The sequence below is a fragment of the Methylovulum miyakonense HT12 genome (assembly GCF_000384075.1).
Taxonomy (GTDB): Bacteria; Pseudomonadota; Gammaproteobacteria; order Methylococcales; family Methylomonadaceae; genus Methylovulum; species Methylovulum miyakonense.
The window spans coordinates 4,049,596-4,065,218 of the sequence record NZ_KB913025.1; the positions used below are offsets into that span (position 1 = coordinate 4,049,596).

10 protein-coding genes are annotated in these 15,623 nt (G+C 53.7%); 1 reads left to right on the plus strand and 9 read right to left on the minus strand.

The features are described 5' to 3' along the window. Positions 1-3: 3 nt before the first annotated feature. The 6 genes from METMI_RS0119840 to METMI_RS26495 all read right to left on the minus strand — a co-directional run bounded on the left by METMI_RS0119840 (position 4) and on the right by METMI_RS26495 (position 11,327). Positions 4-945, minus strand: a complete 942-nt coding sequence (locus tag METMI_RS0119840; protein ID WP_019868054.1) for a phosphate/phosphite/phosphonate ABC transporter substrate-binding protein — start codon at positions 943-945, stop codon at positions 4-6. After that, complete coding sequence (locus tag METMI_RS0119845) at positions 938-2,110, minus strand: response regulator (RefSeq protein ID WP_019868055.1); 1,173 nt, start codon at positions 2,108-2,110, stop codon at positions 938-940. The genes METMI_RS0119840 and METMI_RS0119845 overlap by 8 nt, the downstream gene beginning before the upstream one ends. Positions 2,111-2,213: 103 nt before the next feature. Further along, a complete protein-coding gene (locus tag METMI_RS0119850; RefSeq protein ID WP_019868056.1) occupies positions 2,214-4,472 on the minus strand; it encodes an EAL domain-containing protein in 2,259 nt (752 codons plus the stop codon). Beyond that, a complete protein-coding gene (locus METMI_RS0119855) occupies positions 4,469-4,807 on the minus strand; it encodes a hypothetical protein (RefSeq protein WP_019868057.1) in 339 nt (112 codons plus the stop codon). The genes METMI_RS0119850 and METMI_RS0119855 overlap by 4 nt, the downstream gene beginning before the upstream one ends. 347 nt (positions 4,808-5,154) lie before the next feature. Next, a complete protein-coding gene (locus tag METMI_RS24715) occupies positions 5,155-6,636 on the minus strand; it encodes a sensor domain-containing diguanylate cyclase (protein WP_019868058.1) in 1,482 nt (493 codons plus the stop codon). A gap of 140 nt (positions 6,637-6,776) precedes the next feature. After that, positions 6,777-11,327, minus strand: coding sequence for a bacteriohemerythrin (locus METMI_RS26495; protein WP_019868060.1), 4,551 nt, complete (start codon positions 11,325-11,327; stop codon positions 6,777-6,779). A 353-nt stretch (positions 11,328-11,680) separates the two neighbouring features. Here METMI_RS26495 and truD point away from each other — a divergent pair, with 353 nt between their 5' ends. Beyond that, entirely contained in the window at positions 11,681-12,715 is a 1,035-nt protein-coding gene (gene truD, locus METMI_RS0119875) for a tRNA pseudouridine(13) synthase TruD (protein WP_019868061.1), read from the plus strand. A gap of 52 nt (positions 12,716-12,767) precedes the next feature. Here the strand turns inward: truD and METMI_RS0119880 are convergent, their stop codons facing one another. From METMI_RS0119880 to METMI_RS0119890, 3 genes are all read right to left on the minus strand, one after another. Next, a complete protein-coding gene (locus METMI_RS0119880) occupies positions 12,768-14,363 on the minus strand; it encodes a SulP family inorganic anion transporter (RefSeq protein ID WP_029151829.1) in 1,596 nt (531 codons plus the stop codon). Positions 14,364-14,560: 197 nt separating this feature from the next. Beyond that, positions 14,561-15,316, minus strand: a complete 756-nt coding sequence (locus METMI_RS0119885; RefSeq protein WP_019868063.1) for a sulfite exporter TauE/SafE family protein — start codon at positions 15,314-15,316, stop codon at positions 14,561-14,563. Between the two features lie 24 nt (positions 15,317-15,340). Beyond that, on the minus strand, positions 15,341-15,547 hold the full coding sequence (locus tag METMI_RS0119890; protein ID WP_019868064.1) for a hypothetical protein: 207 nt from the start codon (positions 15,545-15,547) through the stop codon (positions 15,341-15,343). Positions 15,548-15,623: the final 76 nt, after the last annotated feature.

The window sequence follows — 15,623 nt, forward strand, 5'->3', positions numbered from 1 at the left end:
TTGCTACTCCTGTAAATGGCGCACGGTCTTATCAAAATGCGCAACAAACAAACGCACCGGATCATAGGTTTTTGTGGTTGCCTCCTCAAAACGTGACAATGGGATACGGGCCAATATTTCCCTACCTTCCTTGCTGTTTTGCAGGTCAAATAAAACATCGGCGGCTTGTTTGAGCACTATCGGCGGGAAATCATCGCGTGCAATCAGGCCATTATTGGGAAGCGATGGGGTCAGCCACTGTACGGTCAATTGTGCGGCTTGTTCGGGTTGGTCTTGCTGGAAGGCCTGCCAAGGTGGCGGCCAAGTGGCGCCGGCGGCGGTATTGCCGAGGTAGACGTTCATGATCGATGATTCCTGGGAGCCGACATAGCGGGGCTCGTACGCCGTTATCGGCACACCATGATCATGGAGATATTGTTGTGGCAGCATCGTGGCCGCCAGTGCGGTGTCTGCCGGAAAGCTCACCGCTTTGCCTTTCAGGTCAGTCACATCATGTATGCCGCTGTCTTTGCGCACCAGCAAGATGCCGCGAAAATTCCCGTCATCGGCCATTTTCCCAAACACACGGTAGCCATGTCCTAGCGCGTTAATGGTTTGGTAAGGATTAGGCAAGGCCAGATCGAAATGGCGGGCATAGAGTTTGTTCTCGTATTCCCCGTAATTGCGCGACGCTTCCAAGGTAAAATGCGCGTTTTGGACCAACGCGTTAAGCCGGTCAACCAAGGGGCCGTAGACTTCAAACAAGCGCACCGGATTATGTAAGGGATGGATACCCACCAGATAATTGGGTTTGGATGCCGCCTGCATTGGCCGGTCCCCGTACTGTGGCTGATAGCTTTCTTCATCCGATGGGCTACAGCCACCTGTCAACAGGAAACAGGCCAGCAATACCCCATGCCCGATCAGGCGTAGGGCGAGTCGGACCAGTCCCGGATGCTTATCCATTAACGGTATCGTCCTTATAACGCTGGGCAATTTCGATAAACTCCGGGTAACGGGCAATAAACGCGTCGACCACATCGGGGTCAAAATGCCTGCCCCGCCCGGCAATGATGATGTCGCGTGCCTCGGCAAAAGGCATTGCCGGTTTGTAGACGCGCACGGAGACCAAAGCATCAAAAACATCGGCCAACGCCATCAGGCGGGCGGAGATCGGGATGGCCTCGCCTGCCAAGTGTTCGGGGTAGCCAGAGCCATCCCATTTTTCATGATGGCAATTGGCGATTTCCTGGGCCACATAAAGGAAATTCAGGGCGGGCAGGCAAGCGCTATCCTGTAGCAACCCATGATGTTTAAGGGCCCGTTGGATCGCTGTTCCGATAGCTTCGCCGCCCAGCCGGGCATGGGTCTTCATGATCTCAAACTCTTCCGGGGTGTGCTTGCCCGGTTTGAGCAGGATATGGTCAGGGATGCCGATCTTACCGAGATCATGCAAAGGCGCGGCATTGACAATCATCGCCAAACGGGCGTCTGTCAGTTCCTGCGCATAGCGCCCGTGGCTTTGCTGCAATTGCTTGCCTAAGATATTGACATAGGTTTGGGTACGCAAGATATGGTTGCCGGTATCGCTGTCGCGCGTTTCCGCCAGCCCTGCCAACGCACATAAACTGGCATCCTGGATCAGCAAATTATCATGCATCCGCCGGGTGATTTCGGCTTCCAGAAAAGCGTTCTGGTCAGCCAGCCAGTCGCGGGCGTGTTTGAGCTCCAGCCGGGTACGCACCCGTGCCAGCAACACAATGGGCTTGATAGGTTTGGTGATATAGTCCACCGCACCCAGTTCAAACCCCCGTTCCTCATCTTGTTCCGCGCCCAAAGCCGTGACGAAAATGACCGGGACACTGGCGGTGGCCGGATTTTCTTTCAGCCGCTCGAGCACCTTATAACCGTCCATATCCGGCATCATGACATCTAGCAGGATCAGGTCCGGACGGGGGGCGGTAGCGGCCACCCGAAGTGCGGCCGCCCCGGAATTGGCGGCCCTGACCCGGTAAAACGGGCGCAACAATTCACTAATGACAGTCAGGTTTTCAGGTTGGTCATCAACAATCAGAATAGTGCTGTCGGCAAAAAGCGTTTGCCCTTCAGGGGGCGGACTGTTAAATGCCATGGCTAAGCTCCTATTGTATAAATCATTTATTGTTTTAATTGGCTGAAGCCTAAATATATTCCACCGGGGCAGCAAGGCGGCCATGGCTTAACCCAAGCTGCGCTCAATGCAACTGGCGGCCTTCATGCAACAATGCGGTGAACTCGTCCACGGGCACGGGCTTACTGAACAGATAGCCCTGGATTTCATCGCAACCATGCCGCACCAAAAAAGCCAGCTGGTCTTGGGTCTCCACGCCTTCGGCAATCACCCGCAAACGCAAACTATGCCCCAACGTGATGATGGCAATGGCGATGGCCGCGTCATCGGTGTTAATGGTCACGTCGTTAACAAAAGACCGGTCGATCTTTAACACGCTAATGGGAAGTTTTTTCAGGCGGCTAAGCGATGAATAGCCAGTGCCGAAATCATCAATGGATATACCGATGTCCAGCGTATACAGCTCGTCCAGGGCGGCAATGACTTCATCTATCTTGTCCATCATGGCGCTCTCGGTGATTTCCAGTTCCAGCATACCGGGCGGTATGCCGCTTGCCGCCAAGATCTGCCGCACAGCCACGGCAAAATCTTTTTTCCGGAACTGGAAAGCGGAAACATTGACCGCCAGACGCAAGCCATCAAAGCCCATATCGGCCCATCGTTTGCCCTGCGAACAGGCCGTCAGCAACACCCATTCGCCAATGTCCCCGATCAGCCCGGCATCTTCGGCAATAGGGATAAACTCAGCCGGCGAGATGGGCCCCAGTTCCGGGTTATGCCAACGCAACAACGCCTCCATGCCAATGATGCGGCCGCTTTCCACCTCCACCTGTGGTTGGTAATGCAATTCCAGTTCATCCCGCCCGATAGCATGGCGCAACGCGTTTTCTATCCGGGTATACTGGCGGATCCGTTCATTCATCGTTTCGGTGAAAAATTGGTAGCTGTTACGGCCGCCCTGCTTGACATGGAACATCGCGGTGTCGGCAAAGCGTAGCAGGTCTTCCACATTGACGGCGTCATCGGGAAAGAGGCTGATACCGATGCTGGCGCTCATGAATATTTCGTAATTCTCTATGTGGCACGACGGCGCGAGGGTCGCCAATATCTTTTGGGCCACCGTCGCCGCATCCTGGATATCGCTGACATCGGGCAGCATGAGGAGGAATTCGTCACCGGAGAGCCGCGCCAAACTATCGCCTGCACGGGTGCAGCCCGACAAACGTCCGGCCACTATTTTTAATAACCGGTCCCCGACCGAATGGCCAAAAGAATCGTTGGTTTGCTTGAAATTGTCGAGGTCGATGAAGAGCACGGCGACCCGGCCGCCCTGACGTTGGGCATGGGCCAACGCCAGGGTCAGCCGGTCACTAGCCAGCAGCCGGTTAGGCAGTCCGGTGAGCGCGTCATGGTGGGCCAAATGGTCGAGGCTGGTCTGCACCTTGAGGATCTCTTCCATCTCGCGGGCGTTGTCCAGCACCAGCGAGAGCGAATTGGCGAAACTCATCGCCAGCAACTCGTCCTCCGCCGTAAACGCTTCGCCGTTCCACTTGTCACACAGGTAAATGCGCCCATACACATGGGTGGCATGCGAGATGGGTACGGCGAGCAGTGATTTCATCAGCGGGTGATGGGGCGGGAAGCCGGCAGATTGTGGATGCGCCGCCATATCCTCCAAACGGATTGCGGTATCCTCCCGGATCACCACACCTAACAGCCCGCTCCCGCTCGGTTTGTCGCCGATCAGTACGGCTTCCTCGGCGCTGATGCCGACGGTGACAAAATCCGCCAGCCCCCCTTCTTTATCGAGAAGGCCGATAGCCCCGTAACGTGCCTCCAGCAATTTAGCCAGCGCCTCAATGGCAATCTGTAACAAATCCTTTTCCAAGGAGGTGTGCGCCAGGACGGTGAGCAAAGCCCGCGAAGCTTCGTGCAATTCGGTGAGACGGGTTGACCAACGCTCGAGTTTACGGCGTTCATCCTCGACCAAACGGAAATAATATCGGGTTTGCCGCAGCAATTCGCGTTCCTGTTTGAGCAAGCCACGCAGCAGGCTGCTTTGGGTTACGGCACCCACAAAACGGCCTGCTTCGTCGACCACCGGCAAGCCTTCCAACTGGCTTTTCTTGATCAGCCCCAGGCAAGTCGAAATGGACGTCTTCGGGCTAATATGGAACAACGGGCGATGCTCGACCAAATCGGCGAATATCCAGTGGGGATGGGCGGCGATGTCGCGCTCGCTGGCCAGGCCACAAAAAGTCCCCTCCAGCGAATCCGCAAAGACCGCAAACAACGTGCCCTCCGCCTCATGCGTGTGGCGTTCTTCTTCCAGCACCTTCTTTACGCGTGGCCACAGGCAATCGGCGGCAGTCAGACGCTTCATAACGTTGGGACGATCATGGTTACCTCGATATCGAGGTCGACCTGCAACACTTCTTCCGACCCCATCATCGGTTTGATGTGCTCCAGCACGAAGGCGACCACCTGCTCCTGCGGCATGCGCCTCAACAGGTTTTCACGGATCAGGATATCGCCGATGACCTCATCATCGAGTTCGATATGGGTAAAAGGCGTTTTAACCAACAACGACAGGGCCCGCCGTACCGCGTGGCAACCAATGGAAGCCTCACGCCCCAGCACCAGGGCATCGCGGAACGGGGGGATCTGGTATTCGGTGATACGCGCCACCAACCCGTTTTTTGTCTGCAACTCACTCATGTCAAATCCTAACTGTTGTATGGGGTTATCCTAACATTAGTAGGGGAATACAAACAAAGCCTAATCCGCCTACGTTGGCCCTCTTCAAATCTGGGTCATGCTAACGCGGTATGGGGTTTGAAACCAATGCCGTTAAGTTAAGCCGTTCATGCTGAGCCTGTCGAAGCATGAACGGCTTAACTTAGGGGCGTCGGATTTTTCCATTCTTCCTTCGACGGGCTCAGGACGAACGGAAAAATCCTTAACTTAACGGCATTGGGTTTGAAACCCCGTCCTGCCCTGTTGTATGTATATGCGCTTGCCCTGGCACTGATAGTTGGATATCCATTTTTAAAGATGGCCTATGCCTAGGCACCCCTTGAGCTGGCAACCACTTGGTTACGGCCCGATTCTTTAGCCTGGTAAAGCGCGGTGTCGGCAGCCTTCAGCAAGCCTGCGGCGGTATTGCCATCTTCGGGAAATGCGGCGACACCCAAAGAAGCGGTGACCCCCGCCAAATTTTTACCCTTGAAAATGAACCCGTGCTTTTCTATGGCATCCCGCACCATTTCCGCCCTATCAAGCGTTATCTGCTTGCTCGCACCCAGAATGATCATGACCAGTTCTTCGCCGCCATAGCGGCAGGCAACATCGCCTTCCCTCAATTTGGAACGCATAAGCTCGGCGATTTCGATGAGCACATAATCACCCGCATCATGCCCATGGGTGTCGTTATAGCTTTTGAAATGGTCAATATCAATCATGATCACGCCCAATGGCCTGTTTAACCGTTGGCAATTGGCCAATTCATGGATCAGCGTATCATCCAGATAACGCCTGTTAAACAGCTGGGTCATGGGGTCATGTAAGGAGCGGTTACGGAGCGCTTCGCGCAATTTCAGGCTGACCAGGGCCATCGCCAGGTTATCGGCCGCCAGGGAAATCAAGCGGGTCCTGGATTCCACCGAGGCCCATGCCGGATGTTTTTCATCACCGCCATCCCCCAACGTCACGCAGAGGAAGCCGATCATCTCGCCTTGGGCGATGGCAGGCGCGCAGACATACCCTTGCACGGCCTGTCCGTCAATATGGCTACAGCGGATGGCATTGCCCGGTTCTTCAACGACATGCAAGCGGCCTTGGCGCAAGGCCCAACAGTCATCCGGGGAAATGACCGGCGCAGAGAAAAAACTTTTATCGCCCCACATGGCCACGGCTTCCACCATGCCATGGTTTTCGTCAAACAGGTACAACGCGCCGCTCTGGTCAGTAAATATCTGTTTTGCGTAATAATGGACAATCGCATGGGTTTCTTGCAGCGAGCGGCACACTTGCAAATACGAGTTAAGCTCGTTGATCAGCGCCATTTCGCGGTTGTGCTGGGTCAGTTCCATTTGCGAATGGCGTAACTTATTTTCGTAGTTTTTGCGCTCGGTGATGTCTGCGGAAGAACCGATATAGCCGGAAAACTTGCCTTCTTTGTTAATGTAAGGTTCGCCCGTGTCAAGGATATAACGGTATTGGCCATCAAAACGGCGTAACCGGTATTCCATTTCGAAGGGTTGATGGGAAACAAAGGCGTCATTAAAAATCGCCAGGCAATTTTCCCGTTCATCCGGATGCAAGGCCATCAGCCAGGCATTACCGCTTAAATTGCCGTCCGTAGTGGCCCCTACGAATTTTTTCCACTTTAAATTGGTGAAGACAACCTTGCCTTCGGCATTGGTCAACCACAACATCACTGGCGCATCTTCGGCGACAATCTGAAAATCAGTGTCTTCGTCCAGCAGGGGCGTGCCCGGATTTAGTTTTTCTAGGTCTGGTGCCTTGAGATGATGATTGTTTTTCATTATGCCGCCGCTTGGTTAGTGTTGCTTAAAAACGCCCGGATACCGCCTATTAAGGCCCACCGGGTTTTGGCCACCGTATTGATGGCATTGAGGTTGCTGTCCGTCATTTGGCCATTTTGAAAATATAACGTGAGGGCAAGCTATTTTTTATAGCTCCCCCACTCCCCGACCAAGCGCTCAAACTGTGCAATCGGTAATGGTTTGCCAAACAGATAGCCTTGATAATGTAGGCAGCCATTTTCAAAAAGGAACTGCCGTTGCCCTTCCGTTTCCACCCCTTCGGCAATGACCCCGACATCCATATTGCTTGCCATGGCGATGATGGTGCGCACAATGACTTTATCGTTGTTGTTGATGCTAATGTCCTGCACGAACGACTGGTCAATCTTGAGCTGGTTTATCGGCAATTTTTTTAGGTATTGCAGCGACGAATAACCAGTGCCGAAATCGTCCAGCGAGAATTGGATGCCCATGTCCCCTAAGGTGTTCATAGTGGCGATGGTCTCTTCGATATTCTCCAGCAACATGCCCTCGGTCAGTTCCAGCTTGAGCAATTTCGGGTCAACGCCATAAAATGCTATGGCCGCCTGTACCCGCAGGACAAAATCCTCTTGAAAAAATTGTTTGGCGCTGATGTTCAATGACAGCCCGAGGCCGCGTGTGGGGGGGGCTTGTTGCCACGCCTTCAGCTGGGCGCATACGCTTTCCAGCACCCATTGCCCAATCGGCAGGATCAAGCCAGTCTCCTCCGCCAAGGGGAGGAATTCGGCGGGCGGCACCAAACCCAGTTTAGGATGTGACCAGCGTATCAATGCCTCCGCCCCCATCGGGTTCCAGGAACCATCCACTTGGATCTGGTAATGTAACTCAAACTGCCCGTCCGCCAGGGCCTTCCTTAAATCCTCTTCCATCAAGACCCGACGGGTGATGGTATCTTGCATCCGCTGGTCAAAAAAACGTAGGGCGTTGCGGCCTGACATTTTGGCCTGGTACATGGCGATGTCCGCCTGTTTCAACAAATCATCCACAGAATGGTCGTGGCCGTTGAACAAGGTGATGCCAATACTGGGTGTGCTATGGTAACTATGGGCAACGAGCTTGAAAGGTTGGTTGATGGTGGCAAGAATTTTATTGCCTATGGTTTCGGCCTGCTTCGCCGCTTCGGTGGGCGAGCTGCCCAACTCTTCCAGCATCACCACAAACTCATCCCCCCCCAGGCGGGCCACCGTATCCACTTCACGGACACATAAGACCAGGCGCTCGGCAACCTGCTGCAACAGCAAATCCCCCATGTCATGGCCTAAGGTATCATTGAGGGTTTTAAAATTGTCCAAGTCGATAAACAGCAAAGCCCCCTTGCGGCCATGACGGAAACTGGAAGCCAAGGCCGATTTCAGACGGTCTTGCAACAGCCGCCGGTTCGGTAAGTTGGTCAGCGGGTCGTAGAATGCCAGGCGTTCAATTTTTTCCTCGGCGGACTTCCTTAAGGTGATGTCGGTCAGCGTGCCGACATGATGGGTGACAACCCCTTCCTGGTCTTTTACCGCAGTGATGGTGAGGTATTGGGGATAAATTTCCCCATTTTTGCGGCGGTTCCAGATTTCACCATGCCAAGCCCCTGTCTCATGGACGCTTTCCCACATAGCGGTAAAAAATTCCTGGCCTTCCCTGCCAGAGTGGAGGATGCGCGGGTCTTTACCGACGATTTCTTCCGCACTATACCCCGTAATGTCCGTAAATGCCTTGTTCACTTGAAGGATAACGTTGTCGGCATCGGTGACCATCATGCCTTCCTGTGACTCAAAGACGATGGCGGCGATACGGAGCTGCTGTTCCGCTTTCTTGCGTTCGGAAATATCACGGGTGACGGCGAGCAGCATGACATTGCCATTGGCTTCTTTCATCGGCACGGCATGGGTCTCCAGCCATCGGCAAGCGCCTTTAAACCCTAAGATTTCATATTGAATTTGCATGGCCTCGCCCGCCAGCACACGCTGCTGCAATTCTGCATAGGCCTGACGGTATTTAGGGGCGATCATATTAAGCACTGGCTTGCCGATGACCTGCCCTAGCGTGTCCGCCTCAATCATGTCCAATCCTGCCGGGTTCATCATCACCACATAGCCTTGGGCATCGATGATTTTGATACACTCGGGTTCGTTATCAATGATGGCCCGTAGCCGCGATTCGTTCTCGATGAGCTTGGCCTCAATTTGCTTGCGCCCGGTAATATCAACGAAAGTGGCTATCGCCCCCGTCATGACGCCATCGGTGATGATGGGCTGCGACCAATATTCCACGGGTACGGCGGTACCGTCCTTACGCCAGAACACTTCGTCCGCCACATAAATTTCTTCATTGCAGCGATAGGCGGCGTACATACGGCATTCTGCGGCGGGATAAGGGCTGCCGTCGGGATGCGAATGGTGGATCAGTTCATGGATATGCGTGCCAATGACCTCGTCAGCGCTTTCATAACCCAAAATCCGTAAGAATGAACGGTTCACAAACCGGCAATTGCCCTGGGTATCGACACCATAAGCCCCTTCCGCCATGGAATTGAGCAATGAAAATAATTGCTGGTTCGAGTCATGCAGGGCGGTTTCCGCTTGCTTGCGCTCGGTAATGTCATGCATGACCGCCAGCACATGGTGCCCTTGGGCATCATGGGCACAAATGGTTGTGAAGATTTGGGCGACCCGTTTCTCGCCATTTTTCCGGGTGATAACCCATTCTTCCCCACGGATGTGGTCACCTTGGCGCATACGCTCCATGCGCTGCCTGGCCTGGTCTTGGACTTCCGGGTCAATATAAACGCTCTGGTACCAGCCCAGGCGGTTAATCTCCTCTAAAGTAAAACCAGTGAGCGTTTCCATGCTCCGGTTCCAGACCGTAAAGCGGGTATAGGGAGCTTCGGCAATACTATGGCAGACGGCCACGCCATCCACTTCGGCATCTATCACCGCTTGGGTGAACACGAGCTGGTCTGCCAGTTGGCGCTCAAGGATTTTGCGTTCGGTAATATCCTCTTTAATGGCCAGATAATGGGTGGCACGCCCGTCTGGCTGGTGTACCGGCGAAATCAACGCCATTTCGGTATACTCGCTACCATCTTTGCGTTTATTGACGAATTCACCTTCCCAGCTTTTGTCGCGGCCCAACACCTCCCACATCTCGTCGTAGGTTTTCCGGGGAGTTTTACCGGATTGCAATAGCCTTGGGTTTTGTCCGATCGCCTCGGCGCGGCTGTAACCTGTTTCCCTAACGAAGGCTTCATTGACAAATTCAATGCGGGCATCAAGGTCGGTGATCACGATGGAGCTGGGGCTTTGCTCCACCGCCAGGGACAGCTTCCTCAGCACATCCTCCATCAGCTTTTGTTCGGTAATGTCTTGGTAGACCCCCAGCACCCCCACCGTTTCGTTATTGGCGTTGCGCAACGGGACTTTAGACGTCCTTAGCCAAAGGGTGCCGCCGTCCGGCTTGGTCTGGGGTTCGGCATAGAACAGCTTGGGGATGCCCGTATCCATCACCTGACGGTCATCGGTGCGGTAAAACACCGCCTGCGCTTTCCATCCCAATTGGTAATCGTCTTTGCCGATCACATCCTCTGGAGATGCTTCGCCCGCATCGTGGGCAAAAACGGGATTACACCCCAAATAACGCAAGTCCTTATCTTTCCAGAAAATACGCATGGGCACGGTGTCAATGATGGCCTTAAGCAAGTTGTAGGCTTCTGTGAGCGAGGCTTCCGTCTCCCGGATACGGCTCACGTCATAGAACCAGCCCAGCACGGCCGGCCCGTTTTCATAATCGATTTTCAAATAGGTGGCGAGAGTCCAAACCGTCCCCGCCCCAGAGACCGATAGCTCAACCAGCTTGTCGGTGACGGCCTTGCCCTGGCTGATTTGGTCAAGGACATCGTCGTAATCTTGCGGATGGGCGTAAAACTGCTTCGGATGGGCACCGATCACTTGGTTGATTTCCGCGTTGACCAGTTCCGCATAGCGGGCATTGGCAAATAACACCTTATCTCCGGATAAGGTGCCAATGCGGATGGCAATCGGGCTGGTGTCCAGCAGCAACAGCAGCAGTTCCTGCTTACGGCGCAGCGCATCCTCTTCACGCCCCCGCCGCGCCAGTTCGCGCATCAGGTTTAGGGTATTGGTCGTGACGGTTTCATACGCGGAAAGGATGATGCTGATCAACACCTTCGTTAAGCCGCCCATCTGCTCCTTGGCGTGCTGTTTGGCAAGCTCCAGCGGCATGCCCGATTGCCTGGCCAGCACCACCTGAGCCAAATAGCGGTCGTTTTCGAGGATATGTGAAGCTAACCAATTGGTGAGGAAAGCCAGGACTTCTTCGATCACCTCATCCCTGGGTTTGGTGGTTTCTTCCGCTTTCAGTTTGGATACGGTTTCTATAAAACTGTCGTGGACGGACTTATGCGCGGCCTCCAAAGGGTCATCGGGAAGATACTGATGCCAAATGGATTCTTCGGTTTGGAAGTGATAAACGGCGTAGTCGGCGAGTTGCTCAAAAATGGCGTCGATCGAAGGAATATCGGCCTTGAAAGCGACATGGCTTGCCAGCAAATTCAATAATTGGACTAGCTTCCGGTGTTGTTCGTCCACTTTCTGCAAGCCCGTATTGAAATTGTCATTCCAAGGGAATATATCAATTAAAGCCATTGGCACCCTCGTAAATCATCAAAACCACATTGACACATGCGTGTACTCTGAACGCTCATATTTTCGGCTTATTTAAGTGGTGCCACAAAATTTTTAATAGTGACTGTTATGCCATCGGCGCCTTTTGTTGTACCGATATACGTCAAACGGTCACGGATGGCAGAAAAAAACGGCAAGGCGACAACTGGTGATATTATGCGGCTTCACCCGCTAACATTATAGGCTTCCGGGAAAGCAATGCTTGATTGCCACCCGAATGATGCCGGTTGGATTTGCCGCAGGACCATTAGCAAAAAAAATCAGGGCACAAGAAACCTGCAAAGCCTATTCCCCCAACCTACAAACCAACCTTAATGCCCATGATCGAAATCCCCCGCTGGCCTTACGCCTATGGCCAACCCGCCAGCACCGGAACCCTCCGCGCCCAACCCGAAGACTTTATCGTCACCGAACAACTCGCCTTCGAGCCTTCAGGCGACGGCGAACATGTGTTCCTGTACATCGAAAAAATCGGCGAGAACACCGAATACATCGCCAGGCTGTTGGCGAGGCACGCCAACGTCCGGCAACGTGATATCGGTTATGCCGGGCTCAAAGACCGCCATGCCGTCACGCGGCAATGGTTTAGTGTCTGGCTGCCAGGCAAACCCGGAAACGGACCGGACTGGGCCTTGCTTAATTCGGGGCAACTGCATGTCTTGCACACCATCCGCCATGCGCGGAAACTCAAACGCGGCGTGTTGGCGGGCAACCACTTCCAGATCACGGTGCGGGATTGGCAAGGCGATATTGGCACACTCACCCGGCAACTGGAGCAAATCAAAAGCCACGGCATCCCGAATTATTATGGCGAACAACGCTTCGGCCACCAGGGGCAAAACGTCAACAAAGCCTTGGCGATGTTCGAAGGCGCAAAAACCGGACGCGAACAACGCAGCCTGTACCTTTCCGCCGCCCGCTCCTTCCTGTTCAACCAACTGCTCGCCCGGCGCGTCCAACAGCAAAACTGGAACCGGGCCTTAAACGGCGACACCTACGTCCTTGACCGCACCAATAGCTGCTTCAAATCCGCACAAGCCGATGATGGCATCACCCGCCGCCTAAACATCGGGGACATCCATCCTAGTGGCGTGTTATGGGGCAAAGGCAACGCCGATGTAGCGGATGACGCATGGCAACTGGAACAAGACATTATCGCCACCTACCCTGCCCTGGCCGCTGGCTTGGCCGCCGCTGGCGTTGACCGGAACCGCCGTGCCTTGCGGGCCAATGTGTTTGATTTGCAATGGTCATTTGTCACTGGCGAGGTGTTGGAACTCAACTTTAGCCTGCCGGCCGGGAGTTATGCGACAGCGGTCTTACGCGAAGTTGTGGCCTACGGCGAATAGCCCTTTAGGTAAGTTGGGTTAACGGCATTGGAGTTAACCCCAGGCCATCAAATCATTTCCGGTCATCCGCCGTCATTAACCGCGCCGCCAGCGCATGGTCGGAAAAGGTCTCCATCGCTTGGCCTATTTTTTGGCATTGCCCGCCTTGCGCTTCGTAATTCAACTTAAAATCATGGATAAACTCCATGACGGTATGGTCGATCAGATAACCGTCAGAGAAATCGAAAACCACCGTCTTGCCCTGTTCAAGGGTGGCAAGCGACTGTTTCAAAGGCAGGAAATTTGAGAAAAGCGCAGACCCCAAAAGTTTGACCACGATGGTACCGTCCGCTTTGGGCCCGATAGTGAAATGGATCTTGAACAAATTGCCCGGCCACACTCCCCTCACCAAACTAATCACCAACTTGGCGACAATCCCTAAAGCGACCCCGAACAACAAATCGACGGCCAACACACCGGCAATGGTGACCACAAACATGGCCAACTGTTCTTTGCCTATATCCCCTACCCTGGCGAAGGCCTTGGGCGAAGCCAAGCGGTAACCGGTGTACACCAAGAGGGTTGCCAGTGAAGCCAAGGGGATACGTTGTATCAGGCCTGTAAACAGCACGACAAACAACAATAGCAACAAGCCATGGAAGAAGTTGGCCCAGGCCGTTTTTGCACCATGGTTAATATTCGCCGAACTACGGACAATTTCGGCAATCATCGGCAAGCCGCCCAGCAAACCGCAGACCACATTGCCTATCCCGACGGCGGTCAAATCCCGGTCAAGATCAGAGGTACGTTTATAAGGGTCCAGTTTGTCAACCGCCGCCGCGCTCAGCAAGCTTTCAAGGCTGCCGACCAAGCTGATGCCCAGCACCGCTTCCCAAAAAGCCACCGTGGTTATTTTGGAAAAATCGGGGAAACAGAAACTGGTCAAAAAATCGTCAGGGATGGCCACCAAATAACCCGTGCCCGCCAGGGTTGTTTGCTGATCAAGCCCGAAATGCCACGCAAAGAGCATCCCCACCAGCACCACCATGACGGACGCCGGAATTTTAGTGTTGAGCAAAGGCCAAACTATCAGTATTTCCAATCCTAAAAAACTGATCAGGGCGGTTTGGGTGTTCATGTTCAACAGGCTATGCGGGATTTGCGCGATGCTTGAAAACAGGCTGCCGGGCTCCGGCGCAACGCCTAGCATGACATGGGTTTGGGTAATGACGATGATCAAGCCAATCGCCGCCAACATGCCGTGGACCACTGAAGCGGGGAAAAAGGCGCTCAAGCGCCCTAGCTTAAAAACGCCCATCAACACTTGCAAGACACTGGCCACCACAATGGCCGCCAAGGTGTAGCGGTAACCCGCCAACGCATCGCCTTCGCCCAATGCCTGCACCGCCGCCAACACCACCACGATCAGCCCGGCGGCCGGGCCGTTGATGGTCAAATAGGAACCGCTAATCCGCGACACCAATACGCCGCCGATAACCGCCGTGATAATGCCCGCTGACGGCGGGAAACCAGAAGCCACCGATATGCCTAAACACAAAGGCAAAGCGATCAGGAAAACCAACAGGCCTGATTGCAGGTCACTAGGCCAATGGGCTTTTAAACCCGCCAAGCCGGTTTTAGGTAACTCTGCTATAAAACGTTTATCCATTTCAATCCTCATGTTGATTGGCAGAGTGCCCATCTGCCTTAAATTTATTGTTGGCTTTGGCCCGTCAAAGCCAGAAAAGCCGATACCCTTGTCTTAAATTAGGTTGGGTTACGACTGCAGGGATGCAGGAGCAATTACCGGGGGATAGCGTAACCCAACTGCGCTGTACAATATGGGTTACCCCCGGATTGATTCCCTTAAAACAACAACTTCAAACCGACCAATACCGTGATGGTTTCATAACTGCGTTTAATCCACTTGTTGCCTTTTAAAATCGCCAGATGCGCCCCTAAATAGCCGCCGATAAAAGAGCCCAACAGCAACACGGGAATCCAGCCCCATTTCACTTCCGCGATCAATGCCAGCACCACCGCCCCTGAACCATTCCAAAACAGGCCGACAATAATTAAAGTGTAGGCTACGGCACGCTTATAATCCATGCCAAACCAGCGTATCAATAACAAGGTGGCGAACAGGCCGGTGCCGGAAGCAATCGAACCATTCAAAAAACCGATTATAAACAACAAACCGCCACCAATAATAAAGCCCTGTTGGTCACGATGCTGCGGTGTATAGTGCTGGCCCAACTGTTTTTGAAAGAAAGAATAAATGCCTAAGGACATCGTCAATAGGCCTAGCGCCATTTTAGCGATGTCGTCGGGAATATGGACCACCGCAAACGAGCCTAAGATAACGGCAGGCACACCGATAACGGACATGAACAAGGCAAATTGCCTTTCCACGATGTCTTCTTTCAGATAACGCACCGTTGCGCCTACCCCTAAGGCCACCGAAGCCACCTTATGTGTGGCAAGGGCGACGCTAAAGGACAAGCCCAAAAAAATCAACACCGGAAACTGGATTAGGCCCGCCCCGCCGCCCGCCAAGGCAGAAAAGGTGTTGGCAATCAGGGAAGCGGTAAAAACGATAAGTTGCTCAAGCCATGGGTTCATAAGGGTTTTGGTAGGCAATTCCTGCTAAAAACGATAGAAATAAGGGGCGGCAACCAACACCAAACCGACCAAAACCAACACCACGGCATTCGGCATAAAGTACGGGTACACCATCAGCGCCAAACCGCAAACAAGCGGGACCAGCATCGACTGTTTCTTACCATAGATAAAGAACCCAAAACCGACCGAACCAAACAACACGCCCCAAAGAAGCTCCGACTCGCTACCCATCTATCCCCCTCAGTTTATTAACTAACCCATCCATTTTGGCCACCCTGCCCCACTGCGCCGGATTTACCGGCTGACG

Bases quoted from the DNA above. Each gene is read 5' to 3' on its own strand.
- METMI_RS0119840 (WP_019868054.1), bottom strand. From the start codon at position 945: ATGGATAAGCATCCGGGACTGGTCCGACTCGCCCTACGCCTGATCGGG.
- METMI_RS0119845 (WP_019868055.1), bottom strand. From the start codon at position 2,110: ATGGCATTTAACAGTCCGCCCCCTGAAGGGCAAACGCTTTTTGCCGAC.
- METMI_RS0119850 (WP_019868056.1), bottom strand. From the start codon at position 4,472: ATGAAGCGTCTGACTGCCGCCGATTGCCTGTGGCCACGCGTAAAGAAG.
- METMI_RS0119855 (WP_019868057.1), bottom strand. From the start codon at position 4,807: ATGAGTGAGTTGCAGACAAAAAACGGGTTGGTGGCGCGTATCACCGAA.
- METMI_RS24715 (WP_019868058.1), bottom strand. From the start codon at position 6,636: ATGAAAAACAATCATCATCTCAAGGCACCAGACCTAGAAAAACTAAAT.
- METMI_RS26495 (WP_019868060.1), bottom strand. From the start codon at position 11,327: ATGGCTTTAATTGATATATTCCCTTGGAATGACAATTTCAATACGGGC.
- truD (WP_019868061.1), top strand. From the start codon at position 11,681: ATGCCCATGATCGAAATCCCCCGCTGGCCTTACGCCTATGGCCAACCC.
- METMI_RS0119880 (WP_029151829.1), bottom strand. From the start codon at position 14,363: ATGGATAAACGTTTTATAGCAGAGTTACCTAAAACCGGCTTGGCGGGT.
- METMI_RS0119885 (WP_019868063.1), bottom strand. From the start codon at position 15,316: ATGAACCCATGGCTTGAGCAACTTATCGTTTTTACCGCTTCCCTGATT.
- METMI_RS0119890 (WP_019868064.1), bottom strand. From the start codon at position 15,547: ATGGGTAGCGAGTCGGAGCTTCTTTGGGGCGTGTTGTTTGGTTCGGTC.